The following is a 25,780-nucleotide window of genomic DNA, read 5'->3' on the forward strand; positions in this document are numbered from 1 at the left end:
TCTTTTATCGGCTATTTGGTTTATAAACCTTTATTTTCCCTGATGGTGTTCCTAGATAACTAGGTAGCTTAAAACGCCTCGCCTCGGCCTTATCTTTTGCTGAAAAATTTTCGTCATCCCATCCAGGAGAATCGGCACCATGAGTATGATAAATAGCTTTGCATTTCTCTTTATCAACCATAAAATCCGATTTATGCTTGCCACCACCTTGAGGATCAGTAGCGCTGTAAGTACCATCGGAATTAATATTTACAGTTCCTGCATATTCTATATCTTCTCTTATGGATTGATCGTTCACATACTTAATTGCATCTTGTGCGGCTTCTCTAGCAGTTTTAAATTTGTCTCCCGGTTTAAGTCCATCGATATCCATAAAATTTACTGGATCTGCAAAGGTATAGCTATACAAATTTGCACTGTCTCCTGAGAACCTAATTGGATCTTTCGCCGTCCATCTTCCCGCTGCCCTAGCGTCGTAATCACGTGCTCCGAACTTCACTAATTTTGTTTGGGCATCGTAAAGTCCACCGGCGAATCCAAACGGCTGAAATCCTCCATTTGTATCGGCTACTGCCTCACCAAGATCATTGTAGTCCATACGTTGAATCACAGTTCCGTCGCTCACATTGACGACGAGTCTTGGAGACCCAAGATGATCTTTTATAAGTCGGTATGTAACTCCGCTTACCGTCATGTAGTCAGCAACATTAATATCAGTTGCGTAAACATACGCCTTCAAGATTTGTCCAGAATTGTTAACTTGAGCAGAGACTCGATATTTATCTTCATACAAATACCGGAACTTCAAAGTGGTTCCATCCAACTTCAAAGCTCTCCGATTTAAACCATCATAGCTATAAGTGATGTTATTACCCGAAGTAAGAACCGCTTGCTTCAAATTTCCGATGGCATCGTATGTATAAGTACTTTGCGTAGTCGGAGTCCATTGGATCTGCGTCAAATCCCCGTTCGCATTGTATGAATAAGAACGCGTGTTATACGTCAGAAGTCTATCTTGGTCATCATAGGTCGCAGTAAATGCTGTCCCCGCCGTAGTTCCGCTTGTTCTATTCCCATTCGAGTCATAAGTATAAGAACTATACAAAGCCGTATTCTTCAAAACCTGAGTTAAGCGTCCTGCGCTATCATAAGAATAAGCATAAACATCCGTAACTCCTTGAATCGTTTCTGTCTTAGTAGCAATTCTACTTAGAGCATCTCTAGTGAATGTATAAGAATAAAGCGTTTGCGGACTGCCACTTGTCGGAGTGTAAGTAGCTGTGTAGGTCTGTAAGTTTCCATATGCATCATATGTTCTCGAGTCCGTGATTTTACCAATGGAAGTCGTGCTGAGACGTCCTGACGGATATTCGTAGGTCAAGGCCATATCACCGACCGTAGTCAGCTGATCGTCATTGTTGTATGTATAGTTAATTGTTGATGTATCGGTCGACAGATTTCCGCGCACGGTTCTTGAGCTCAACCGATGGTCGGCATCGTAAGTAAAGCTCGTTAAACCATATAGAAAATTTGTGGAGGTCTTTCTGAGAGCGTCACTCGCGATCTTATATCCGTAGTAACCGAATTTACTATTAAAATCATCTGGTGAACTAATATTGTCTATACGATCTTCATTTGTCTTAAAAGTGTATGTGTAGCTTCCGGTCGGAAGCTGAATGCTGGAGATCTGTCCCGTAGTGCTATTGTAGTTATAATTTACTTCCTGCAAATCTGGGCGAGTAATTTTCGTCAACTGCTTATCAAGATTGTAAGCATATGTTGTATTCTTATTGGTCAACCCGCTAAGAGCAGGTGGAGAATAAGTATCAAGTGTCTCAAAGAGATTAAATGTAAAGTTATGTGCAGGCTTACTCGGAGGAGTTACACTCGTTAAATTTCCATTAGCATCATAGCTATAAGATACTACGCGAGTATCCGGCAAAGTAACTTGTGTCACTCGGCCCGCAAGATCGTAGATATAACTTGTAACTTCACTTAGCGCATTGGTTACGCTTTGTACATACCCAGCGGTATTATAAGTATATGTCAGAGTGTTCTTAGATCCTTGAGTTAGCTGGCTTGGACGGCCATCGGCATCATAAGAGAAAGTCCACGGGGTATCACTGCCTGTCTGCTGACTTACTGGCTGCTCGTAAGAGTTGTATACAGTAGTAGCTGTTGCACCTTCATGTGAAACTTCATTCAATGTCTTTGTTGCGGCAGTATACGTTGAAGTTGTTATTCTACCTCTAGTATTTGCGGTTCTAACAATTGATGTAAACCCAAATGGATCAGTGACACCAGTTGGAAAATTTACCGTTTGCCCATAATATGTAATACTCTCAACACTACCCATCTTTTTCCCAGAATAGGATGGGCGCCAGTAAAGAGAATGAAATCTTTCATCAGACATAAGATCTGTTCTTGTCCCTCCAATAGAGTTGGAGACTTTAGATTCGGTAATGCTTTCAGAATAAGTATTCGTCAATCCAAATGGCGTGACCTCTTCTCTTGTGAAGCCCAAAGCATCCGCTACGATTGTATATGACGACTGCCTGCCTAAGCCTGAACTTTTCGCAACAGAAATATTAGGCGTGCTTATGTCTCTTGCTAGTAACCAAAAATTTCCACCTGCACCCAAATCTTTAGTAAGCCTGCCATCTGCGGTATAGGTAAAAGTGGAGGTCTGCCCGCCAGGTTTTTGGAAAGTCTCAAGTAAATCTGTCCCAGTTTTATAAGTCAGATAATATATTTCACTATTGGGATTAGTAATACTCGTAGTTAAACCACTTGAATTCACTACTAAAGAAGTCGTTTGTCCGTAAGGGCCCTGTATGCCAGTTAAATAGCCACTAGTATTTCGAAAAAAAGTGGTTTGTTTTCCAAAGGCATCGATAATTGAAGCTAAATGGCTATTGCTATCATACCAAAAAGTATATTTTGTAGCTCCAGTTAGAAATGTCTTCGTTTCAAGATGTTTTCCTAGAGAGTCGAAAATATAGACTTCATCTCCACTGGGACTCACGACCATCCTATTTCCGGTTGGTAAAAGCTGTGAATAGGCATTCACAGCAGAACCAGTACCGAGAAAAAGCTTACTTTGAGCATAGTCGTAGAAGTGCTGTACAGAAATAGTAAATACGTCACTTCTGAAATAGGGGTTAGTTGGCAGTCGATTACTACTAAAATAACTCGACATTGAGGTTGAGTAGTACAAATCAAAGTTCGTTCCCGCCACAGGAACTACTTCACCCAGAGTTTGGCTATCAACTTTAACAATAGATCCCTTTTCGCATGTTTCAGTCTCTGGTGCGGATGCCTTAGTATTAATATGAACATCAAACTCAATGTCCTGAATTGTGCCTGGGGTGTAATCTCCAGCAGGGGTAACAGTCCATGGCTGCACGGTCATAATGATCGGATAAACATAATCACCTACCTCCGTAGCAGTTGGGGTAAAAGAGGCATAATGAGTGCAATAAGGTCCATTAAAGAAGTTTCCTACGCAACTGTCACCGCCGGTGTAAATTGTCCGAAAATTGCTTGCGTGATGCGAAGGCGTCACATCAAAAACTCTCAAATAATTTCCTTCCGGCAAACGATTTAGTTGTAGCTGAATGTAAACAGACTTACCGAGATCTACAGTATAGTATACGTCATTTACCATCCCGCTTAGATTAGAAGAATTAATCTGAATGGCATTCAGGCCTATGCTTTTGCGTGGCGACTTATCTAACGCGTGAGAAAAATGACTAAAACCAACCACTAAAATTATAAAAAATATTTTTAACAAATCTCATCTCCATTTCATAAACACATTAACTTTATAAACAGGATTGAGATTTATCGAAGATGTTCGAAAGGTAAATGAGTTTCGAAATTAATAGACTCAGGTCCAGACAAAACCATCAAGAGAGATTCAGCGAAAACGTTTCGTTCGCGACAAAAACAAAAAAACCCCTCGAGTCATCACTCTCGAGGGGTTGAGGTCATTACTAACTTATTACTTACTAACTAGGCGCTACTTATTATCTCTTCAACTGGATTACTTCGTTGAGCAATTCGTCAGTTGTCGTGATTGTTTTCGCGTTGGCTTGGAAGCCACGTTGGTTTTGGATCATGTTTACGAACTCTGTTGCCAAGTCGACCGTTGAACGCTCGAGAGACTTCGCGAAGAGTTTACCGCGACCAGAAGCGCCCGGAGCACCCATTGAAGGACCGCCAGAGTCTCTAGATTCTTTCAAACGGTTGTTACCGACTTTGAAGAGAGCTTCTGGGTTCTCGAACTTAGCAAGTGCAATCTGTGCCAAGTCAGCTGCCTGACCGTTGGAGTATACTGCAGTTAAGTTCCCTTCGTCATTGAAAGACAACGAAGTGATTGTACCAGCAGCCGCACCGTCTTGATGCCAGCTGATCAAGTCAGAGTTTTTACCGTACTGCTTAGTACCGTCAAGACCCTTACCACCTTCAGCAATCGCATCACCGAAGTTCAATTTAATTTTTTGATTTTGAAGAGCGCCACCTTTGAAGTTGAACTGAGAGTCCGTCACTTCTTGGCTCTCAAGCTTACCGTCGACTGTAAATTTCAATTTACCTTCGCACACTTGAGACATGATACCCTCTTCGCCACCAGAAACTTCTTTACCGTCAACCATACCGTGGAAAGACCACTCACGATCCGCAGTTTTATTGAAGAACATGCTGAGCAAGTGTTTGTTACCTTGAGAATCGTACATCTCAACACCTGTAGAGTAATGAGAAGTCGAATATGGATCTTTAGAATCGAATTTCTTAGTCGCTTCCATGCGTGAATCCAAGTTCAGATCCAACTTCACTTCCGTTGTGCCTTTTGCTGGAATGAGAGCGCGAGGGAATTTGATATCAGCCATTTTATTCAAGATGTTGCCTTTTTCGTCGGCTTGGAAACCTTGAACACGTTGGTTGTCATTTGTTACGAGGTAACCTTCTTTATCGAAGTGGAAAGAGCCATCACGAGTGAATGAATCACCGTCAGAACCGCGAACTTTGAAGTAACCGTCACCAGAAACAGCCAAGTCAGTCACTTTTTCTGTCGCATCCACGTTACCTTGAGAGAGAATTGGATTTACAGCACCGATCTTAACACCGCGACCGATTTGGTTACCACCGAGGATACCTTTTAAGTTTTTAGAGATAATATCTTGAAATTCTGCGCGGCTTGCCTTGAAACCAATGGTATTTGCATTGGCGATATTGTCAGAGATGACCCCCAAGGCTTCACCTTGAGCGGACATACCAGAGACACCTGTGTACAGTGATGAAAGAATACCCATATGACCTCCATGTCATTCGACGTCTTCATTCGGAATCCGTCGTATTTTGGAGGGCCCCCTCAATGAGGTCCGGCCCTTTTATTAAATTTTTCTCAAGCTCGCGATATTCGACCGCTCGCCTGTTTTCTACATAACAATTGTACTATCGATATTCGTGAAGACATTCTCCTTCAGAGCATTTTTGTCCATCACGGTTACAACAGTATTGTTCTTCACACTCACGATCAAAGCTGAATCATTCATCAAGATCAGCGAGTCTTTAGAACCTTTCGCAGCTGCCTTACCAACCGCTTCACTCAGTCTTGAGATATCCTCAGGGCTGAAAGTGATTCCACGCGTTCTCATTCTATCCACCGCGTGATTTGAAAACTTAATCCCGTCCTTGACTGCTGCTTGCGCAGCTCCTTGCTTAGCGGGGCCTTGTAAGTTGCCCAAACCGTTCAAGGTGTCTTGGAAGGAAGGCCCGACATCTTTACCTACAGGGGATTTAACTCCTCCCGTGGTTGTCGGTTGTATTAAGCCTTCAAAGCCTTGTAGCTTCTTCAAGTCCACTTACTTCATCTCCTTCGTTAGCTTCGCCATCATCTCTCTGGAGAGCCCAACATTATCCATGATGTTGCTCTTCATCGGTGCGGCTGTGTTAGCTGCAACAGAAGGAGCTGCTTTGTTCGCAGACTCTTTACTTGCCTCTTTTTTAGTTTCTTCTGTTGGAGCGTCTTTCTTCAAGTCCTGTGCAGTAACATCTGTCACTTTCTGGTCGTTACTCATAAGGCTTGGGTCTGTAATCTTACGAACGTCGCGCATTTTAATCGACTGATTCCCGACCATTAGTACCGGGCCTTCAGGCGTATAATTGATGCCAGTGATGATTCCATCGAAGTCCGTTTTCACTGCAATCTTCTTTTCGCCTTGCTTCGCTTCAATCGCAAAACGATAGTCACCAGGATTTTGATTCTGCCCTTTATCATTCTGACCATTCCAAGAAATTTTGTTCTCACCTTTCTTGAGGCCCTTCATGTCGTAAGAGCGAACCACTTCACCTTCAGCGTTGTACACTTTGATATTTACATCCGTCGCGTCCATCGGAAGATTGAATTTGAAATCGTGGTCTTTATCATTCATATTGCGAGTGACTTTCGAAGAATCCCCTGCCACCGCTTTACCAATAAGATTCAACGCTTGATAGTTCTCTTGCGGCTTCATGCCGTTTTTCATCTCGCTCAATGTTGCATTCATATTCTGCATTTGCTCGAGACCAGAGAAATTCGCCAATTGCGCCGCCATCTCATGGCTCTTCAATGGATTCGTCGGATCCTGATTCTTCATCTGGGCAATCATCAATTTAAAAAATGCATCTTTATCCAATTTGTCATTACCGACAGTTCTCATTTTTTTAGCGGGATCCACATAATTTGGATCCGCCAATTTGTTGAGCATGTCGCCGACATTCGCATTTCCATCACCAAAGGCTTTTTGTTGGTCACCGACAGATAAATTACGAGTCTGATTATTCATCTCAGCAGTCGGTGTCGTCCCTTGGATGTCACCAAATGCTTTCGTTCCTAATTTCACTCCCATTGTACCCATTCAATCACCCTTCCTTGGATGTTATTATGCTACCAGATTCAAGCCCTTACCTTTGCCTGCGGCCGCGTATTTATTGACGCTCGCAGTTTCAACAGGTTCGATGCCCTTATCAGAACGTGGACGCGGATAACCTCTCAAGCTTGGAATATCTGCGAATGAACTGCGGTCTTGGTTGCCCGAGCCGAAGTTATCTCCGAAATTATTCCAGAACTGACGAGTTTGCTCTCGCGAACCAGGATTGTTCTGATTCATCTGGTTTTGCGCACTGTTGTCGGTATTTGTATTACCCACAACATCTATCTTAACATGATCCATCGAAAGTTTGTGAGCCGCCAAGCTGTTTTTCAGATCAGAGAGGCCGCTTTCAAGAGTTTTCTTAGCCTCTTGAGTATCCGCTGCCATCTGAACGTTCACCTTGCCGTCTTGGACCAAGACTTTCATATTGATCTTGCCCAAACCTTCTGGAGTCATCTCGACGTTCATCTCGCCGCCACCTCTTTTAATGAGGTATTGGGCTTGATTCATCAACTGCTTGATGTTGGCTTCATTCTCCGTTTTCGTCGGCATCGGAGCTGCTTGCGCCCCTGCCACTGCAGCACCACCCACTAAAGCCTCTTGCTTCAATGGAGCTTGCTGAGATTGAAGTCCTTCCAGTCCGAGAGTTTGCTTAAAGTCTGCTTTCTCTGCGGATTTGGTTTTTGCTTGGAGTTCACCCTTTGCAGTATGTGCCGCTGACGGATGACCATCGCCTTGCATATTCTGCTGAGGGTTCTTGCCAAACTCAAAACCCTTGGCTTGGTTTTGCGAAGCCCCGTCGACACTCATTGCATCCGCCTTCATCGGCATCTTGCCATGAGCATTTTCAATGCTTGGAGCAGTGCTTGCCTCGGCGCTAGATGTGTCTTCAAATTCTGAAGCCATATCCTTCATCTCAGCACTTCCCTTGGCTGCACGAGCCGCCGCAACCAGAGCCGCCAAAGCCGCTTCTGGAGAGCTTTCGCCCTCACTGGCTTCAGTCATGTTCTGCGCCGCTGGATTTTGCAATCCCGCGATCGGCTGTTGAAGACGCTGATTCATCAGGCTCTCATCGATCTGCAAACCTTGCGGCTGCATGATCTTGTCCTGAAGACTCATCTGCGCAAGCTTGTCTGCGAGTGGCGTATCCATACCAGTAGCGGCATGGTCTGCGGCTCCACCCTTCATCCAAAACTTCTGATTCATGCTATCAAGGGACTGATTCAAAGCACTTCGCTTATCCTGAGCCGACGCAAAACGGTCGTGCGAAAGCCCCATGGTGGACGTCGCTCCGCCGAACATGCGCTCTGCTTGGCCATCTGGCTTCGGCAAAGGCATCGCCTGCTGAGGTTGTTTATCGATAAGAGCCAGCTGAGCAAGCAAACCCATATACATAGACTTGGCCTGATCTTCTTGTTGATCATCCAAATCCAACTGACCAATCACTTGGTCTGCTGTAGTCTCTGGGGATTCCGCTTGGTCATTCGCTTTGAGATTTGCCATCGCCTCCACGATCTTTGTGGGAGGGACACCGAATTCACTCTCGAAAGAGTCCATGAAGTTCAGTATCGCATTTTCTCGGTCGCTCTTGCCTTTGCTTTTCTTTTGTACCCCGTTATCTTTTGTCGCCGTTACTTTTTCGACCTTCTCATCTGATTCTCGTCGCTCAGCTCTCTGTGGTCTCTCCGCCGTATCTGCTTTGTCGGCTTTGAGTGGAGTTCTTTCGCGCATCGGAACTTTCTCGCCCCGGTCTTTGGCTTTCGGTTGAACCGGTGCTGCTTTTGCGCTCAGCACTTGGCCAAAGGAATCAGACCCGGCTTTCTTCTCGTCTCGTAAGGTTGTCGCTTTCGCGTTCTCCTCAGGAGCCTTGAAGTCGGCGACACCCTTTAAGGGGGGTCCGACAATTGATGGTAACAAAACACTTCCTCCTTCCCTGGAAAAAGATTCGTTTTATTTTCTTTTATACCCTGCAAACTTCTCAGATAGGCTTTGAGCCTTATCTGGCTTTAACAGATTCATTATATCAGCGGCATTTTTCTTTTTCATACGCCCAAGTATATCTACTGCCAAATCCTCGTCCATTGTCTCAAAGACTTTAGCCGCTTGCGGGGCCTTCATATCCGAGTACATTTGGACCAAAGTGTCGATTTTCTTGTCGTCACCTTTTACTTTTTCTTCAAGCACACTCGAGATCCCACGACGTACGTCTTCAAGATCTTTCAAGCGCTTATCGAGTTCTTCCTTTTGCGCTGTCAGCTCTTGCTCCATACGATTGAGCTCTTCTTCGCGCTCATCGAGTTCTTTTTTCCTGTCATTCAATTTTGAGAGATGATCGATCTCTTCATCGCCCATGGCCTTCTTGCCGCCTTCAGCAGCAGCCACGTCGTTCTTCGCAACTTCAGTGCCGCCTTCAGGCTTCGCAGCCGCTTTATCTTTTGCTTCGGCAGTAGGTTTTGCTTTCGGAGCTTCTTCCGCATTTGCAGATCCCAAGAATGAAATCTCGATGCGTTTTACATAGCGCTCAACTTGTTCGTAGTTTTGAAAACCGTAAGCCGTCACCATCAAACCCAAGAAAGAAACGCCGACCATTTTCCAAGGAATGGATTTACGTTTTTTCTTTTTCTTCGCAGTCGTCGGTTTCATTCCCATACGCAGCTTCAATTGTTTTTCGATATCTTCTTCTGAAAGTTCGAAGTGAACATTGGAAGTAGAGAATTGACGAGTCGGTCGTGTGACTTCACCGTCGGTCGCGGCTTTGCGGGCATTCTTGAAGAATTGATCGTATCCAGTTTTCATTACTTTCAGTTTATCGTTTGCTCACAACCTCCGCAAAAAATCTGCGCAGGACTCGACCAAATTGTTACGGAGAATTGATCTGAAATCCTCATCCTGTAAGCTTTTCCTGGACTTTAAAAGTGGTGTAACGAGGACACCGTACCTAGACTTAAGAAGGCCAAGTGCTAACAAACGCGGTCTTTGTAAAAAAAAATTTACCGTTACTCTAAAGTGTTTTTTATAAAATTACGAACAGTAGGCTTATGAAAAACAAAATCGGCTTGAAGAAACAACTTGTCTTTGGTTTTACTCTTATTGCATTACTGGTCACAAGTCTTAGTGGCCTTATCAGTTTCTACGTGAGTTCAAATATTGTCACGACCGCCACAATGTCTGATCTTTCACACCTGCTTTCAGGTACAGAATCTGCAATACAAATTTCAAATCAAGAAAATATAGAAAGGCAGAAAGTCCTTATGGACTACTGGCTTCCACACGTTAAAAAGAATTTGGATTTAACCTCTGAAGAAAAGCACTCCGTCACCATCACCAATCAAGTGACATCAACTAGTAAGACGGCTGTGGTTTCACGTTGGTTCTACATGGGAAAAGACCTCGAAAGCCATCAAGAGCTTGCGTCTCAGATTTCCCAAGAAACCGGAAGCGCGATCAGCTTTATGATGCTCCTTCCTGAAGGACTACTCAGAGTTGCTACGAGCGTAACCAGACCCGATGGTTCACGCACAAGTGGCACCTATATTCCCGCTGATTCAGAGGTCTATAAGTCGATTGCCGCGAATAAGATGTATACAGGGCGAGCTAAAGTTGTCGGATCCTGGTATGTCACAACATATGAACCTCTTGTAAAAGACGGAAAAGTGGTCGGAGCTTTCTTTATTGGCACGCCAGACACTGCTTCTAGCAAAGTAAAAGATTATCTCCATGCCCAAAAGCTTCTGGAAACTGGCTACTTCTATATTTTGGACTCCAAAGGCAACTTCGTTTTGCATCCTACTAAAACTGGCGAGAATATGCTGGACAAGACAGATCTCGAAGGACGCTATATTTTCAGAGAGATTCTCGAAAAGAAAAATGGAAGTATCGAGTATGAATGGCTCAATGCCGAGACAGGCAGAGCTCAAAAAAAACTGGCGGTGTTCAGATACTATCCTGAGCTCGACTGGGTTGTCGCGGCAAGCGTCAACAAGGCTGAGGTAGAGGCGCCGGTAACTCGCTTAGCGTGGTTCCTTTTGCTCCTGACAATCGTCTCCGTCCTCACGATGCTGTTGTGTTCATGGATTTTCGGTCACAAAATTGTCAGCAAACTTCATTCTATCAGCCTGGGTCTTTCAGAAAGCGCAAAAGAGGTTCAAGGCTCGCTTTTACAGCTTTCCTCTGCAGGAAACTCACTTTCACAATCGGCAAGCAGTGCAGCCGCTTCGCTCGAAGAAACTGTAGCTTCACTCGAAGAAGTAAGTTCTATGGTCGAAACGAACGCACAGAATGCTAAGAATGCCGCGAATCTATCGGCTGAAGCCTCCAGCCTTGCGCATAAGGGAGAAGGTGAAATTAAAGAACTTTATGCTTCTATTCAGGAAATGGCTAAATCTTCAAAGCGAATTCAGAATATTAATGACGTCATCGATGATATCGCCTTCCAAACGAATTTGTTGGCATTGAATGCAGCTGTAGAAGCGGCCCGCGCAGGCGAACAGGGAAAAGGCTTTGCTGTTGTTGCTGATGCTGTGAGATCTCTCGCACAACGAAGCGCCAACTCTGCGAAAGAGATTTCAGAGTTAATACACCAGATAACAACTCAGATGACTCAAGGGACTCAAATAGCAGATCGCTCAAGCGACTCTCTGAAGCAAATTGTAGAAGCCGTCCAAAAGGTGTCTCAAATAAACAATGAAATCGCCAGTGCAAGTGATGAACAAGCCACAGGTATTCAGGAAATCAATAAAGCCATGAATCAGCTAGACGGTTCATCTCAGGAAAATGCGGCGGCAGCTGAAGAAATTGCTGCCACCAGTGAAGATATCAAAATTCAGAATCATAAAGTTGAGAGCAATGTCAGAGATCTGGAGTCTTACATGCTTGGCTCAAAAAACAACGCTGCCTAAAAAGGCGCGTTTGTTTTCGTCAGAGTGTTCGTCACCCAATTGCGCTGGTCAATAACACACTCTGACGAGATCACCCGATAGCGGTCAATCGGGAAACCATAATTCGTCTCAACCCAGCCCCAGCCAGTCCAATCAACAGTGCGCTCGTGGTAGTAACCACCATTGCCGTCACGGACTGAACGAGTTTCGCGGTGATAGGTCAACAATGGGAAGTGAACTTTCAAAATTCCTGGGGATTCCAACTTCGCTTCGGCTTTTTCATCAAAGACGCAGCTGTAGTAACCGTCCACACTGCGAACGCGGCCCTGGATGGTTTCGCCAGGCTGAATATCACGGCCTTGGGGCAATTTATAATCAAAGAACCAAGTCACCAAAGCACCGTTGTTGTAATACGCCGACGTGCTCAATGTGACGGAACCGTTAAACTCGTTGATACGGATTTGTTTAGAACCATCTTCCGTGTTCCAAGTGCCGTCCAGAACACTCGCGGCTTGGGAGGCAAATGGAATCAAGACGAATAGAAATGCAATTAGGAGCTTTTTCATTGGGACCTCGTGGTTGAGGCCTATCGAGTTAGCACTGGGATTTTACCTTGGCAAGGCAGATATTAGCCTTCGCGGCGTTCCGGAGACCTGTAGCGCAGGATGCTCTGTTCATCCATCTGCTTCTGCTCTTCCTTTTCCTCGGCTTCGCGGAACTCGGTGAGCTTCTTTTCTTTGAATTTACTAATGATTTTCGTCTCGACCGCCGCCTGCTTTAAGAGCTCGCGCTTTTCTTCGACGACCTTTTTCTGTTCCTCGATTTTCCCGTGCTGGCGCTGGATAAGGACCTTTTGTCCCCTTTGGAACTCATTGATTTGTGACAAGGCCGGCCCCTGAGCCCCGCCCTGTCCATGGAGCAATCCTGCTCGTTGATGCGAGCCGTGCAAAGCCTCTTCGAGGCGTTGAAGTTGGCTTTCCAGCTCCACAAGATCGTTCATCGCAATCTGAAAATCTTTCTGAGCCAAGTTTTCCTTGGTCTTGCGATGATCTAAAACTTTCTGCAGCGGGAATTTGAATTTCATGTGTTCCTATTTTACAGCGATCCTAGTAGTTGGCTAAGAGGCCCTGCATTTGGCGAAGGCACTGATTAAAGCTCGCACCGTCTTCAACCGCTTGCTTCAAAAACTGATTCACGCCTTCGATAAGTTTTACAGCCTTATCAATACGCGGGTTCGAGCCCTGTTTGTAAGCACCAATGTTAATGAGGTCTTCGGCCTCACGATAGGTCGCAAGGATCTCGCGCATTTTCTGCGCCATCTTCACGTGCTCCGGAGAACTGACATTTCTCATAACACGACTTGCGCTTTGAAGAACGTCAATCGCCGGGAAGTGACCTTTTTGTGCGATACTACGACTCAAAACAATATGCCCGTCGACGATGGAGCGAACCGCATCCCCGATAGGATCATTCATGTCATCGCCATCCACCAACGTCGTATAAAAACCCGTGATGCTGCCCTCGCCCTCAAAAGAACCGGCACGCTCTAAGAGCTTCGGCAATGTCGAGAACACACTTGGCGTATAACCCTTTGAAGACGGCGGTTCACCGGTGCTGAGACCGATTTCCCGCTGGGCCATCGCAAAGCGCGTGACCGAGTCCATCATCAAAAGAACATTTTTACCTTTTGCAGAAAAGTACTCGGCAATCGCGGTCGCCACAAATGCTCCACGCATCCGGAGCAGCGGGCTCTGGTCGCTTGTCACGCAAACAACGATGGACTTCTTCATCCCTTCAGGACCGAGATCATGCTCGATAAATTCGCGAACCTCACGGCCACGCTCGCCGATCAAAGCAATCACGTTGACGTCCGCCGTGGTATAGCGAGCCATCATACCCAAAAGAACGGACTTACCGACACCCGAACCCGCCATGATGGCGATACGTTGCCCCTGTCCTGTCGTCAAAAGCCCATTGATCGCGCGCACCCCCACATCGAGGGGCTTGCGGATCGGACTTCTTTCGAGAGGATTTCTAACTTCATTGTAAAGTGGAACTTCTTTGAAATTTTCCAGCTCGCCCAGTTGATCGAGCGGACGACCAAGGCCATCGACAACACGGCCCAGGAGCTCATCACCGGCTTTCACCGTGGCAATTTGACGAGCCAAAACGATTTTTGAACCCAAAGCCACGCCTCGCATATCACTGAGAGGCATCATCAAAACGTGTTTGTCTTTAAAACCGACGACTTCAGCCAGGAAGGAACGCTCAAGCCCTGAAGGCGTGATCTCACAAATACTGCCGACGCTGGCTCCAGGCAAATAGCCTTTAATGATCATGCCGTTCACTTCGGTCACCTTGCCGCTGTCTTTTGTCAGATGCACGGTGCTTAGAAGATCGGAGTATTTTTCCAGATTCAACTCGTAGGCGCTCATTCTACTCCCGGATTAAACGGCAATTTTTGGTTTTACTTTCGGAATATTCTCGGCCAACGTGTCCCACAGGGATTGCACGCGCTGCTCGACACGGGCATCGACTTCACCGTAGTTTGTTTCTACGATACAGCCACCCTTAGTGATTTCGTCACTTGGCTCGAATTTGATTTTCTTTAAGAACTCAAATTGACGGCCCGTTTGTTTTTTAATTTCTTCAACGAACTCAAACTGAGAAGTTGCCACACGCACAGTCACGTTCTCTTCGTCCTGCGCGAGAGTCACAGCGCCACGAAGCACTTCGATCAAGCTTTGATCGTTCTTTTCGACTTCGACACGAGCCAGTTTATTGGCAATATGGAAAATCAGCTGAACCATGTGAGCTTCATTGAAATTAATGATCTCAGTTTTAGCTTCCTCAAGAGATTTCAATAGGTTCTCGATGTCGCCGAGCTTTTCTTCAATCTCTTTAGAGAACTTTGTGAACGCTTCTTCACGGCCTTCGCTCAGACCGAGCTCGTAAGCTTCTTTATAAGCACCCTCTTGAACGTCTTTCAGAAGTTCTAAAGCGCGAGCTTCGACTTTTTCTTCTTCGCTCGCTTTTTCAATCTCATCAACGCCGGTTTGAATACGGATTGTTTCATTCAAACGGAAATCGCTGCCACGAGCCTTCTGCTCGAGGTACTGTTGGGCCTGCTTCGGAGTGCCGAGTTCGAACTTCTTAGGTACGTACTCAAGCACCACTTCTTTGGCAGCAATCTTAGGGAGAACCGCTCTAGACCATGGCATCTTCTGAACCGCCTCGTGCAATCAAGATCTTTCCTTCGGCTTCGAGTCTGCGAGCCGCATTGACGATCTCTTGTTGTGCTCCCTCTACGTCGGACAGACGAGAAGGTCCCATGTTCCCCAAATCTTCGCGCAACATCTCGGCCGCACGAGCTGAGATATTTTTGAAGATCTTTGTACGAATATCTTCGCTGGCCGTTTTGAGGGCGAGCAAAAGCTTGTCGTTCGGAACCTCTTTGAGAAGAGCCTGAATACCACGGTCGTCGATTTTGACGATGTCGTCGAAGACGAACATGAGCTTGCGAATCTCTTCTGCCAAGAGAGGATCTTTCTCCTCGAGGCGAGACATGATCGAAGTCTCCGTGTTTTTGTCCATAACGTTGAGCATTTCGGCCACTGGCTGAACCCCACCGAGTGCGGATTGTTCGACAGTCGCTGTATTTGCCAACTGGTGTTTCAATACTTTATCGATTTCACGGATCAGCTCTGGATCGACGTGTTCCAAGTTCGCCATACGCAAAACCACTTCGGCTTGCAGCGCTTCTGGAAGACGTTTCAGAACCTCGCCTTTTTTCTCAGGCTCTAAGTGAGCGAGGATCACCGCAACCGTCTGCGGATGCTCATTCACCAAAAATGTAGCCAATGATTTCGCGTCAACCATCTCAAGGGATTCCAGCGAGCGCTGACCACCGGAAGTAATATTCAAACCCCCGAGGATACCGCGGGCACGCTCTTCACCCAAAGCATCAACGATCACGTCTTTGCTCGAAGTTTGTTCGGTGAAGATGTAATCTTCGGTCTCAGAAATCATTTCGTAATATTCTTCAAGAACACGTTTTGTGACGTGAACAGGCACTACACGGAACTTCGTCATCTGATTGATGAGCTTACGAATGTCCCCGTCGTCCAAACGTTTAAGAAGAACGCGCAAAGCGTCCTTCCCGAGATAGTTGATCAGGATTGCGGCTTTATCGAAGCCGCGAAGACTCTCGAACTCAACATTATCCGCTTTTACGAGTTTCATTATCGATCATCCTTTCTTACCAACCACATACCAAACGCATTACCGGCTTTTTCTTCATCTTGATTCAAGATGCCCATGATACGGTCCTTAAGAAGCTCACTTTCGGCTTTCTCAGGATCAATAGACTCCTGTAACACTGGCAACGCCGAAGACATACCCGGCAGAGTATTATCCACCGACTGCAATTCTTCGAGTTCCTCAATGGTTCGCGGCAACATTTCCTCCACTGAATCCTGGAAGCTGTCTGTAATCCATTGCATGAATGGACGAACCACGATGAAGAAGAAAAGAACCAATGTGAAGCCTAACAACGCCCATTTGAAGAGAGCATGGATGAACTTCTTACGCTCTAAGTTCGTGAGGAGCTTTTCAGATTCTGAGAAGTCTTCAGACTGGAACTGGATGTTTTCAATTTTAACACTGTCACCGCGAGCGGCATTAAATCCGATTGCATTCTTTACGAGAGACTCATATTTCTGAAGTTCTTCGGCAGAACGAGGAACGTACTTGGTTTCTGTCGTCCCGTCGTCTTTCGTCACTGTTTGAGTGATCCCGTCGACGACAACCGCCACGCTCAAGCGCTCAAGATTACCAGCGCCCTCTTTCACGTTACGAACTGTCTTAGGAACTTCGAAGTTTGTTGTCTTGATTTCTTTTTTAACGTCTTGTTTAAAGCCCACTTGGCCGGCGTCTTCAGCACCTGGCAAGTTGGCACGAGAACCTGGAACCCCGGCTGGATTTGTGCGGGCGCCATCCAAAGATTCTTCTTCACTTTGCTGAGAACGGATTGCCGTCTTATCTGGATCCACAAGTTCTTCCACAGAGCTCACAGTTCTATGATTCAAAGTTGCGTCGACTTTCGCGATGACTTTCGCGTGCCCGACAACTTTTGACAAAATAGACTCGATGCGGTCTTGGAATTCGTTTTCAACTTTAGCTTTCAAATCCATCAACTCGTCAGAACCGCCGGCAGCGCCGTCTGACTTACGAGTTAGAACTTTACCACGCTCATCCAAAACAGTGACTCTATCCGCGTCGAGGCCTTCTACGGCGTTAGCGACCAAGTAACGGATACCACGGATTTGATCAGCACTGAGTTCTTTCCCCTGATGAAGTTCCAATACAACAGAGGCTGTCGGTTGGCCGCCCTCTTCAAGGAAGGTTTTCTTATTTGGCAAAGCCAAGATCACTTTGGATTGTTTCACGGCGGTCAAAGTGTTGATGGCTCTCATCAACTCACCTTGAAGGGCGCGTTGATAATTGATTTTTTGTGCATAAGAGTTGATACCGAAGTCTTGCTTCTCGAAAAGCTCAAGACCCACGCTACCCATTTTTGCAGAACCGACTTCTGACATCAAAGTCATTTGAGTCGAGTGCAAAAGTTCTTTTGGCACGTTGATGGATTTACCGTCTTCGCTCAAGCGATACGGGATATTCTTCTCGTTCAACTTTGCAGCCATTGTCGTGATTTGATCAGGAGCAATGTTTGTGAACAATGGCACATAGTCACGGCCCGAAGCCATGAACACCATCGTCAACAAAGTGATCAAGGCAATCACTGTGACAGCTACAATAGAGAGTTTCTTGGTTGGACCAAGGTTCTTAAAGAACTCTCTGAATTGAATTATGATTCCGCCGAAAATCTTATTCAAGGTACGTCCTCCGCTGTCCTAAAATTAAACCTGCATCTTCATGATTTCTTGATAAGCATCAATAATCTTGTTTCGTACTTGCACCATCACACGCAATGCGATGTCTGCTTTTTCAGTAGCAATCATCACATCAGCGACGTTGTCAGTTCTGCCAGTTGCTAAATCTTGTGCCGCTTTATCAGATGATTTTTGCAATTGATTGACGTTATCGATCGCGGACTTCAGAGTGTCGGCAAAACTTCCTTGAGCTTCGCCAACCGATCCACCTGGTGACATGGGTTGATCAATTGTCAGTGATTTCGAATCACGAATCGCACCCGTGTCTAAGAATTTATTTGCGTTTGTTACAGTGAAACCAGCCATGGTCTTTCTCTTTCCTTACTCTATAATTCTACTCTAGAAGTCTAATTATCTACCACTCATTTCAAGGACTTAGCCCCAATTACCGACCAATCTCGAGACTGCTTAGAGCGAGGTCTTTCGTCGCCTGCATCGCCGAGACGTTAGCCTCGTAGGATCGAGTTGCCTGTATCATATTGGTCATTTCTTCCATCAGATTGATGTTTGGATATGCAACATATCCCTCTGAATTTGCATCAGGATGATCCGGCTCATATTTGAGCAATGGAGCTTTGCGATCAGAGACGATGTCGCTGACCTGGACTCTCTGGAAATTGGAGTTTGCCGCTGTCGGAGAAACGATTTCACCGAAGCTTTTTGCATCTGGCATCGACTCGAAAACCACATCCTTACGGCGATACGGACCGCCTTCCGGAGTCTGGGTCGTGTTGATGTTAGCGATGTTACTGGAAATAGTATTCATGCGCATTCTTTGCGCCGCCATACCACTTCCGCTAATTCTCATCCCTGTGAAAAAGTCAGCCATCCTTGGCCTCCGCCCGTTAGGGCCGTCAATTATCTATTTTCTATTATCTCTCACCGATCGCATACTTCAGAGCAGCCATTTTTTTATTAATCAACTGCAACGCCGTTTTGTACAAGATCGCATTCTCAGACAATGCTGACATCTCTTTCTCGAGATCGACTGTATTGCCGTCATTGTTAATCGCTCCTTCCGGATTTTCATAAACATCCGGGCGAACCGCCGCCGATGGACCTCCGACCGCGATATGATCACCACTTGTCGTGCTCATGCCGCGAAGGCCATCGATGTCCAAGGCACGTCCGAGAGCTGCTTCGAAATCCACTTTCTTCGCATGGTATCCCGGGGTCTCCGCATTGGCGATGTTAGAAGCTGTCACTGAGTGACGGAGCTGGCGCATCGCGAGCGACGTTTGAAGGGCATTGGTCGTTTTGTCGAATAAATTACTCATACTAAACCTGCCTGTCTGTACTCGTTAATTTTATTTCTCAAGGTACGAATGCTGATACCGAGGATCTCTGCCGCACGAGTGCGGTTTTGCTCTGTCATCTGCAACGTTTGCAAAATCAGTTTTTGCTCTACTTGCGACAAAGTCATTCCGGCAAAGCCAACGGCTTCTTCCGTACTGTCTTTAGATTCTTCATTATTTTCAATGGCAACGTGAGCCGCTTGAACGATTGAGTTCTCTGCCAAGATCACCGCGCGCTCTAACACGTTTTCAAGTTCACGGATATTTCCCGGCCAAGTCCACATCTTCATCTTTTCAAGCGCCTCAGGGCTGATTGCGAGATCTGATTTTTTATGAATGATAGCAAAGACACTGACGAGGTGTTTCGCAAGAGTTTCTATATCATTCACTCTTTGACACAAAGCCGGGAGTTCCAGGTTAAGAACTGTAAGTCTGTAATACAGATCTTCACGGAATTGGCCCTTTTGCGCCATATTCTTCAATACGCCACGGCTCGTGGAAATAATACGCAACTTTTCAAGACCCGAGGACTCATCCAAAGCCTCAAAGAGACTCTTTTGCTGAGCCGTGCTCAAGCGGTCAATGTTTTCAATCATGAAAACTTTGACAGGGCTTTTCGCAAAGAACGCCGAGAAGTCGAAATCCTCAACAAGGTCATAGGCACTCAAACCGATATAATCCGTCGGGCCTAAAATATATTTCGCCAAAGTGCTTTTGCCTGTGCCTGCCGGACCGCTCACGAGCACATTCGCTTGCGAAGAGCGCACGGCAGGCAACAACGCCTGCAAGCGCTTCATTTTTTCATCCGCAAATTCTAAATTCACAAAATCCATGACAGACATAGTTCCTCTACTGTTGTTTCGACATTGCGGGAATGCGTTGGATATATTTTTTATAATCATCGCGCCACTCGGAGTTTTTTAATTGTTCCTGAGCGAGGTTGTACCAGAACTGATTTTTATGCCCTTTCAAAGGGCTCCAAACATCAGCGGCTTTTTGTACTTCCCCTTTTTTGAAGTAAATCTGTCCGAGCTTGTAACGAATCGAAGAAAGCGGACGAGTTTCCTCATAAGTACTTAATAATTTATCAAAGGCCGCGATCGCATTAGGACCGTCGCCTTTATCAAGATACAACTGACCTAAAAGTTCTAAAGACTTTGCATGCACGTTCACTGGAACTGCTTTTGAGTCATTCATCAAAATATCGATTTTCTTCAAAGACTCAATCGCTGAATCTGGTTTGCCTTGTTTCACTTCTAGCTGAGCCAAACGAAGATACGGTTCGGCTACTAAAGAAGCTTGGCCTTTCCAAGTTTTCAAAAGTTCCGTCAAATAGCGAACCGCTGAATCGAGGTCGCCACGTTTCTCAAGAAGATCCACCGCTACACGAACACGCTCAATCTGCTGAGCTTCGCTCAAGTTTTCCGGGTTCTTGATATTTCTCAAATAATCATAAGCTTGATTGAACTTCTTTTGCTGGAACGTCGTATTCGCCAAGCGCAAGTTCAATTCATCTTCACTCGGCTTACGCTTTGTTGCCGTCAGTTCTTTATCCGCAGTTGAGCCCTTAATTGCGTACACTTGATTCAAAACATCGCGATAATATTTCTCAGCCTGCTCTTGAGCACCCGCCATTTCAAAAGCGTTTGCCAAATAAAACTTTGTATCAATACGATCGCTATTTTTCAGCCAGTTCTCAGCATATTTGCTATGAGTTTTCAAAGCTTTGATGAAATCTCCTGCATTGATCTGATCGTGAATTTCATCTGTGATGTTACCGACGATACGGCGCTTAACAAGGTCGCGATCTACGGTTGTTGGGTTCTGCTGATAGTACTTCGTCAAAAGGTCGATGGCTTTTTCATGTTCACCGCGAGCTGTATAACCTTCAGCAATCATGAGAGTTCCGAACTGTTCAATATTCGGAATATCAAGCTTCTTCACCAAAGAAAGAATCTCTTTGGTTGCCGCGTCGGCTTCTTTAGGCTTCATGCCTTTCATGCGCGCGCTTGTTAAACGCAAACGGGCAATGATCGCATTATTACTTTCGCCATAGCGGAAATATGTTTCCAGATAAGCCCCGATCACACGAGACTTGTCGGCGCCCAAAATATCGAGCAACTCTCCCATGCGAGTCATAGCAAAAGCAGCATGCTCATGCGAAGGGAACTTCTTCATGAAATCTAGGTAAGCATCCAAAGCCTGACGGTAGTTGCCCATCCCGAACAAAGCTTCTGCTTGGTTGTAGAAGGCATTTGGATATTCATTTTGGTACTCAGGGTATTTCTTAATCGCGTCCTTATATGTATCAACGGCTTTCTGATAATTTTTCGCCTGAACGTACACATCGCCTTCGCGATAAGCCGCTTCCGACTTGATCTCTTTATAAGGACTTTCCTTTTGCAGCTTCGTAAAAATATCAGCAGCTTCTTGATAACGATTGAGTTTCAAGTAAGCAATGCCGGTTCCGATTTTTGCCAAGTCATTTGAAAGGGCATCGGCTTTACCTGCATAGCCTTTTTCAATGTGCTCGTTAAACAGACGAATCGCATCCATCGAATCGCCTTTTTCAAGAGCCATGTTACCCAACATCAGAGATGTCCGCTCCACCAACGGAGATTTTGGATGCTTCTGAATCGCCTGCTTGTACTTTACTTGCGCGATTTCGTAATACTTTGGATCTTCTTTATCTTGCCAGAGGTTTTTGTAAACATCCGCCGTCATAAAGTCGACCAAGTCATTGTACTCAGACTCTGGATATTTTTTCTGGAACCATTCTTCAGTCTTGAGGTAAACAGCGTAGCGCTTGTTCTCAAACAACGTCAGCAACAAACGCGCTTGTTTATTTTCATCTGTTTGTTTCGGTGCAATCTCATATATAGGAGAAGCGATCTTCATTCTTTCCCAATAATGATTTTCCGCACGAATCATCGGATATGGAATAAAGTAGCCCTCTTTACTGCGAAGCATGGCATCTTCTTTGATCTCGTAGTCTTTAATAGTAAAGCGCTCAAAGTTCGGATCGCCGCCATCAAAAAGACCCGAGCGGCTTTCTGTCGAGTCATGCGAATTGGGACCGTCATTTTTTACAACCAGAACGTCCGCAGTGGCAGGCTTGCGAGTTTTGCCATCTTTGCCAGCTTTTGCCGCTACAGTTTTTGACTTGGCCGGAGTTTCCGTAGACTTAGCGTTCTTCTTTGGCAGCTCAGTCGGGGCATCGCCTTCTTCATTTTCTGCAGCTTTTGCGGCAGCTGCCGGCTTCGCCGCTTTTGCGGTGGTTGCAGGCTTTTTGTTTTGAGCATTCACATAAAAATCGACAATCAAACGGGATGGTTGATCTGTGAGATAATCAAAACTTTCAATTTCATCACCTGGAACCTGGAAGCTCACGATGTACTTGCCGTCCGGACCTGACTTATCCACTGACACGCTGGTCACCATATCGCTCTTAAACGAAAGAAGTTTCTTCAATGAAGCATCGTCCATCGCATCGACGGTCAGTTGCAGATAGCTTTTGCCGGATTTTTCAACTCGACGAAGGTCATAGTCCCAGTTTTGCTGACCAGAGAGCTCCAAATGCACGGTGTCCCCTTGATCGGCGATCAAGCTGGAGATCTTCGCAGCGTTTGCAAACGAAGCTGAAACTAGACTAACGAGCAGGCTGACAACGATGAAACCGAATTTCAATTTGCTCACTCCTTGAACAAACTTTAAAGACACTTCTACGAAACAATTCCAATGCACAAGCAATGCCAGGTCCTTTTCTTCCTCCAGGGCAAATATTTTCCAGCTGGGCAAAAATGACCCATTGATTTTTGTCGGTGTCCGACAAACTCATGACACTCTTCCAAAGTCGGTATCACCGAAAGTCGAGAATTGATTTTAACTACTGAGGATTTCTAATTTTTTAGCCGATGAAATGATTATGAAAAACCATCACCTTCGATATCTCATTTTCATTTGGCTCATGCTGACTTTGGGGGCCTGTGTCTCGGTTAAAATTCCGAGCGGGACAGGCACGCCGGCAAAAGATCTCAAGTACGCGGATCCTGCGGCTCCATTTAAAGAAATCAAAGTCACTTCAGGTGATAAGGCTTGGCTCAGTGGCAAAACCGGGAACACGATCTCTTTCCTTTCCGACTGCAACGGCAATGCGGATCCGAGCCTCCAGCAAATCGAAGGTGATTCGCTGGTCGTGTTGGATAAGCTCAAAGTTCTTTCTACACAAAATTTTGAATTCAACGGCCGCGATGCTCTTCGAACCGAGGCCCAAGGTGAAGTCGACGGTGTTCCGGTTAAAACTTTGCTCGTCGTATTTAAGAAAAACGGCTGCAATTTCACGCTGAGCTATGGTGGCGTAGCAAAGTCTTTTGAATCTGAGAAAAACTATTTCGAGAAATTCTTAGAAAGTTTCAAGGCGCCCTAATGGATTCACTACCCGTCACGGCATTTTTACTTGAAGTTCTGCATTTCTGGGGTGGGCTCGGCATCCTCACGGGTCAGGTCTTCCGTGACACGTTTAAGGGTAAAATCTATTGGAAGCTTGTCGTAGAACAGATCTTCCAAGTGGGTTATAAGTCTGTTCCGCTGGTCTTTGTAACTTCATTCAGCATCGGCATGGTGATGGCATTGCAATTTGGTCTGGGTCTCGAAAAATTCGGCGGTAAACTGTATGTTCCGAAACTCGTTGCTGCCACCATCCTCCGCGAAATCGGTCCGATGTTTACAAGCTTGATGTTCGCGGCTCGCATTGGCGCGGGTATGGCCAGTGAAATCGGCTCTATGACCGTGACTCAGCAAATTGATGCGATTCGCGCGCTCGGCACTTCGCCGATCAAAAAAATCGTGATCCCACGTGTGATTGCTTGCTTGATTGCTCTTCCCGTCCTGGTGGCCTTTGCCAACATCGTCGGGAATGCCGGAAGTTTGATTGTCGGAGCAACGGAACTCAGACTGGACCCAAATTTCTACTACTTGAAAATCATGTCCACGGCGACTCTTGATGACTATCTCTCGGGTTTTGCCAAATCGTTCTTCTTTGCTTGCTTTATCTCTCTGTCTTCTTGTTACTTTGGTCTCAACGTAAAAAATGGCGCCAAGGAAGTCGGTATCGCCACAACGAATGCCGTGGTGGTCTCATCGATCATGATTCTAGTCGGCGACTTCTTCCTTTCAAAATTAATTTGGATGCTGACTAAATGGGTGTAATTGAAGTTAGAAACTTTAAAAAGTCTTTCGGTAAAAAGGTGGTCCACCGGGACATCTCTTTTTATGTGCGTAAAGGCGAATGCATGGGCCTGATCGGCGGATCCGGCACCGGCAAAAGCGTGATCTTGCGCAGTCTGATCGGGCTTGAAAAACCTGACAGCGGGCAAGTGATCATCAATGGCGTTGACATCACCCATATGAACGAGCGCGAACTCCTCGAAGTTCGCAAAAAAGTGGCGTATGCCTTTCAGAACGGCGCCCTTTTTGACTCGATGACCGTTTTTGAAAACCTTGCTTATCCCCTCCGCGAGCATTTTCAGCTCACGGAGAAAGAAATCAGCGACCGCGTGCTGGGCAGTCTCGATGAATTTGGTCTTGCTGGCAATGAGAACGTCTATCCGACGAGTCTTTCAGGCGGTATGCAAAAACGTGTGGGCCTTGTACGTGCGATGATGATGAGTCCCGAGATCATCTTGTATGATGAACCGACAGCGGGTCTTGATCCGTTTAACACACGCAAGATTCAAGATTTGATTTTAAGATTGAAAGCCAAAGGAGTGACCTCGATTCTGGTGACTCATGATATGCCGACGGCGAATGCTGTTTGCGACAAAATGGCGATGGTCCTGAACGGCCGTATTGAAGCGCAAGGGACGATGTCTCAGCTCGATCAAGACAGCCTCGGAGCTATTGCTAAATTCATCGCCGGAGAGGAACTCTAGGAGAAACTATGGAAAACAACGCAAAAGTACAACTTCGAGTAGGTATTTTCCTTGTGGTGGGCCTGATCATCCTGCTGGGCTCGATCTTCTTGCTGGGTGCCGACAAGGCGTTCTTCCGCAGCTACACGACTCTGCACGCGCACTTTGAGCAAGTCCAAGGCTTGGCCGAAGGCTCTGTGGTTTCATTTTCTGGTATCACTGTTGGTAACATCAAAAAAATCAATATTCTTCCTGAGCGCAATCTCATCGACATCGTTATGCAAATTGATAACCAGTTCATGCCACGCGTGACAGAGGGTTCGATGGTAGAAATCCGCACTCAAGGTGCCTTGGGTGATAAGTACATCTTCATCATCCCAGGCGATCCTAAGGCAAAGCCGCTCACAGAAAACGCCGTGATCGAAGTCGCGAAAGCCACAGACATCCTCGGCATTCTTTCAGAGCGTGGCAACGAAGCTGAAAAGATCTTCGATATCATCAATGAAATGCACCGCTTTTCAAAATCGCTCAATGCGGAAAACCGTGTGGATAAGATCCTCGCGAATATGGCTAGTGCCACTGCAAAACTTGATAAGACGGCGGGCGCTGCTGAAAAAATCACAGAGGGCCTCAGCGACGGTAAACTTAAAAACACCGTGGATCGCTTAGACAGCGTTATGACGAAGCTTGATAAAGGTCAGGGCACACTCGGTGCTTTGATCAACGATTCAAGCCTGCACGATCAATTGAAATCAATGCTTGGTGGATCACCACGCAAGAGTTACATGAAAAACCTTATGCGTACTTCAATCGAAAAGAACGAAGAAAAGTAGC

22 protein-coding genes are annotated in these 25,780 nt (G+C 45.9%); 5 read left to right on the forward strand and 17 right to left on the reverse strand.

What is annotated here, in order from left to right; translation table 11 throughout:
• Positions 1–4: 4 nt before the first annotated feature.
• The 6 genes from JSU04_14410 to JSU04_14435 form a co-directional block, all read right to left on the reverse strand.
• Positions 5–3,793 (reverse strand): DUF4329 domain-containing protein, encoded by a 3,789-nt coding sequence (locus JSU04_14410; protein ID MBS1971499.1) that lies wholly within the window; start codon positions 3,791–3,793, stop codon positions 5–7.
• Between the two features lie 235 nt (positions 3,794–4,028).
• The gene (locus tag JSU04_14415; GenBank protein MBS1971500.1) at positions 4,029–5,312 is read right to left on the reverse strand and encodes a flagellar hook protein FlgE; all 1,284 of its coding nucleotides are present in this window, start codon (positions 5,310–5,312) and stop codon (positions 4,029–4,031) included.
• 126 nt (positions 5,313–5,438) lie between these two features.
• A complete protein-coding gene (locus JSU04_14420; GenBank protein ID MBS1971501.1) occupies positions 5,439–5,864 on the reverse strand; it encodes a hypothetical protein in 426 nt (141 codons plus the stop codon).
• Positions 5,865–6,899: a flagellar hook assembly protein FlgD gene (locus JSU04_14425; GenBank protein ID MBS1971502.1), complete on the reverse strand. Its 1,035-nt coding sequence runs from the start codon at positions 6,897–6,899 to the stop codon at positions 5,865–5,867. It lies immediately after the preceding gene.
• A 24-nt stretch (positions 6,900–6,923) separates the two neighbouring features.
• Complete coding sequence (locus tag JSU04_14430) at positions 6,924–8,831, reverse strand: flagellar hook-length control protein FliK (GenBank protein ID MBS1971503.1); 1,908 nt, start codon at positions 8,829–8,831, stop codon at positions 6,924–6,926.
• Between the two features lie 33 nt (positions 8,832–8,864).
• On the reverse strand, positions 8,865–9,710 hold the full coding sequence (locus tag JSU04_14435) for a hypothetical protein (protein ID MBS1971504.1): 846 nt from the start codon (positions 9,708–9,710) through the stop codon (positions 8,865–8,867).
• Between the two features lie 242 nt (positions 9,711–9,952).
• Between JSU04_14435 and JSU04_14440 the strand changes: the two genes are divergently transcribed.
• Positions 9,953–11,812 carry a Cache 3/Cache 2 fusion domain-containing protein gene (locus tag JSU04_14440; protein MBS1971505.1) on the forward strand — a complete coding sequence of 620 codons (1,860 nt, stop codon included), beginning with the start codon at positions 9,953–9,955 and terminating at the stop codon, positions 11,810–11,812.
• Here the strand turns inward: JSU04_14440 and JSU04_14445 are convergent.
• From JSU04_14445 to JSU04_14495, 11 genes are all read right to left on the reverse strand, one after another.
• Positions 11,809–12,324, reverse strand: a complete 516-nt coding sequence (locus tag JSU04_14445) for a hypothetical protein (GenBank protein MBS1971506.1) — start codon at positions 12,322–12,324, stop codon at positions 11,809–11,811. The two genes, JSU04_14440 and JSU04_14445, sit on opposite strands and share 4 nt — an antisense overlap.
• Before the next feature lie 95 nt (positions 12,325–12,419).
• A complete protein-coding gene (fliJ, locus tag JSU04_14450) occupies positions 12,420–12,875 on the reverse strand; it encodes a flagellar export protein FliJ (GenBank protein ID MBS1971507.1) in 456 nt (151 codons plus the stop codon).
• A 22-nt stretch (positions 12,876–12,897) separates the two neighbouring features.
• Positions 12,898–14,226 (reverse strand): FliI/YscN family ATPase, encoded by a 1,329-nt coding sequence (locus JSU04_14455; GenBank protein ID MBS1971508.1) that lies wholly within the window; start codon positions 14,224–14,226, stop codon positions 12,898–12,900.
• A 12-nt stretch (positions 14,227–14,238) separates the two neighbouring features.
• Positions 14,239–15,012: a flagellar assembly protein gene (locus JSU04_14460; GenBank protein MBS1971509.1), complete on the reverse strand. Its 774-nt coding sequence runs from the start codon at positions 15,010–15,012 to the stop codon at positions 14,239–14,241.
• On the reverse strand, positions 14,999–16,033 hold the full coding sequence (fliG, locus tag JSU04_14465; protein MBS1971510.1) for a flagellar motor switch protein FliG: 1,035 nt from the start codon (positions 16,031–16,033) through the stop codon (positions 14,999–15,001). The genes JSU04_14460 and fliG overlap by 14 nt, the downstream gene beginning before the upstream one ends.
• Entirely contained in the window at positions 16,033–17,685 is a 1,653-nt protein-coding gene (gene fliF / locus JSU04_14470) for a flagellar M-ring protein FliF (protein MBS1971511.1), read from the reverse strand. The genes fliG and fliF overlap by 1 nt, the downstream gene beginning before the upstream one ends.
• A gap of 24 nt (positions 17,686–17,709) precedes the next feature.
• Positions 17,710–18,048: a flagellar hook-basal body complex protein FliE gene (gene fliE, locus JSU04_14475; protein ID MBS1971512.1), complete on the reverse strand. Its 339-nt coding sequence runs from the start codon at positions 18,046–18,048 to the stop codon at positions 17,710–17,712.
• A 79-nt stretch (positions 18,049–18,127) separates the two neighbouring features.
• A complete protein-coding gene (gene flgC, locus JSU04_14480) occupies positions 18,128–18,571 on the reverse strand; it encodes a flagellar basal body rod protein FlgC (GenBank protein ID MBS1971513.1) in 444 nt (147 codons plus the stop codon).
• A gap of 43 nt (positions 18,572–18,614) precedes the next feature.
• A complete protein-coding gene (flgB, locus tag JSU04_14485; GenBank protein MBS1971514.1) occupies positions 18,615–19,019 on the reverse strand; it encodes a flagellar basal body rod protein FlgB in 405 nt (134 codons plus the stop codon).
• Positions 19,016–19,879 (reverse strand): sigma-54-dependent Fis family transcriptional regulator, encoded by an 864-nt coding sequence (locus JSU04_14490; protein MBS1971515.1) that lies wholly within the window; start codon positions 19,877–19,879, stop codon positions 19,016–19,018. Before JSU04_14490 ends, flgB begins: the two co-directional genes overlap by 4 nt.
• 7 nt (positions 19,880–19,886) lie before the next feature.
• Entirely contained in the window at positions 19,887–22,724 is a 2,838-nt protein-coding gene (locus tag JSU04_14495) for a tetratricopeptide repeat protein (protein ID MBS1971516.1), read from the reverse strand.
• Between the two features lie 238 nt (positions 22,725–22,962).
• Between JSU04_14495 and JSU04_14500 the strand changes: the two genes are divergently transcribed.
• From JSU04_14500 to JSU04_14515, 4 genes are read left to right on the forward strand one after another with little or no spacing between them, the layout of a single operon-like run.
• A complete protein-coding gene (locus JSU04_14500; GenBank protein ID MBS1971517.1) occupies positions 22,963–23,463 on the forward strand; it encodes a hypothetical protein in 501 nt (166 codons plus the stop codon).
• Positions 23,463–24,245 (forward strand): ABC transporter permease, encoded by a 783-nt coding sequence (locus JSU04_14505; protein MBS1971518.1) that lies wholly within the window; start codon positions 23,463–23,465, stop codon positions 24,243–24,245. Before JSU04_14500 ends, JSU04_14505 begins: the two co-directional genes overlap by 1 nt.
• The gene (locus JSU04_14510) at positions 24,236–24,967 is read left to right on the forward strand and encodes an ABC transporter ATP-binding protein (protein ID MBS1971519.1); all 732 of its coding nucleotides are present in this window, start codon (positions 24,236–24,238) and stop codon (positions 24,965–24,967) included. Before JSU04_14505 ends, JSU04_14510 begins: the two co-directional genes overlap by 10 nt.
• Before the next feature lie 8 nt (positions 24,968–24,975).
• The gene (locus JSU04_14515) at positions 24,976–25,779 is read left to right on the forward strand and encodes an MCE family protein (GenBank protein ID MBS1971520.1); all 804 of its coding nucleotides are present in this window, start codon (positions 24,976–24,978) and stop codon (positions 25,777–25,779) included.
• The last annotated feature ends 1 nt before the right edge of the window (position 25,780 follow it).

The organism is Bdellovibrionales bacterium, assembly GCA_018266295.1.
In the GTDB taxonomy this organism is placed as follows: Bacteria; Bdellovibrionota; Bdellovibrionia; order Bdellovibrionales; family Bdellovibrionaceae; genus JACMRP01.

Bases quoted from the DNA above. Each gene is read 5' to 3' on its own strand.
- fliJ (MBS1971507.1), bottom strand. From the start codon at position 12,875: ATGAAATTCAAATTCCCGCTGCAGAAAGTTTTAGATCATCGCAAGACC.
- fliG (MBS1971510.1), bottom strand. From the start codon at position 16,033: ATGAAACTCGTAAAAGCGGATAATGTTGAGTTCGAGAGTCTTCGCGGC.
- JSU04_14510 (MBS1971519.1), top strand. From the start codon at position 24,236: ATGGGTGTAATTGAAGTTAGAAACTTTAAAAAGTCTTTCGGTAAAAAG.
- JSU04_14425 (MBS1971502.1), bottom strand. From the start codon at position 6,899: ATGGGTACAATGGGAGTGAAATTAGGAACGAAAGCATTTGGTGACATC.
- JSU04_14440 (MBS1971505.1), top strand. From the start codon at position 9,953: ATGAAAAACAAAATCGGCTTGAAGAAACAACTTGTCTTTGGTTTTACT.
- JSU04_14490 (MBS1971515.1), bottom strand. From the start codon at position 19,879: ATGTCTGTCATGGATTTTGTGAATTTAGAATTTGCGGATGAAAAAATG.
- JSU04_14415 (MBS1971500.1), bottom strand. From the start codon at position 5,312: ATGGGTATTCTTTCATCACTGTACACAGGTGTCTCTGGTATGTCCGCT.
- JSU04_14515 (MBS1971520.1), top strand. From the start codon at position 24,976: ATGGAAAACAACGCAAAAGTACAACTTCGAGTAGGTATTTTCCTTGTG.
- flgC (MBS1971513.1), bottom strand. From the start codon at position 18,571: ATGGCTGACTTTTTCACAGGGATGAGAATTAGCGGAAGTGGTATGGCG.
- JSU04_14505 (MBS1971518.1), top strand. From the start codon at position 23,463: ATGGATTCACTACCCGTCACGGCATTTTTACTTGAAGTTCTGCATTTC.
- JSU04_14435 (MBS1971504.1), bottom strand. From the start codon at position 9,710: ATGAAAACTGGATACGATCAATTCTTCAAGAATGCCCGCAAAGCCGCG.
- JSU04_14455 (MBS1971508.1), bottom strand. From the start codon at position 14,226: ATGAGCGCCTACGAGTTGAATCTGGAAAAATACTCCGATCTTCTAAGC.
- fliE (MBS1971512.1), bottom strand. From the start codon at position 18,048: ATGGCTGGTTTCACTGTAACAAACGCAAATAAATTCTTAGACACGGGT.
- JSU04_14500 (MBS1971517.1), top strand. From the start codon at position 22,963: ATGAAAAACCATCACCTTCGATATCTCATTTTCATTTGGCTCATGCTG.
- flgB (MBS1971514.1), bottom strand. From the start codon at position 19,019: ATGAGTAATTTATTCGACAAAACGACCAATGCCCTTCAAACGTCGCTC.
- JSU04_14460 (MBS1971509.1), bottom strand. From the start codon at position 15,012: ATGCCATGGTCTAGAGCGGTTCTCCCTAAGATTGCTGCCAAAGAAGTG.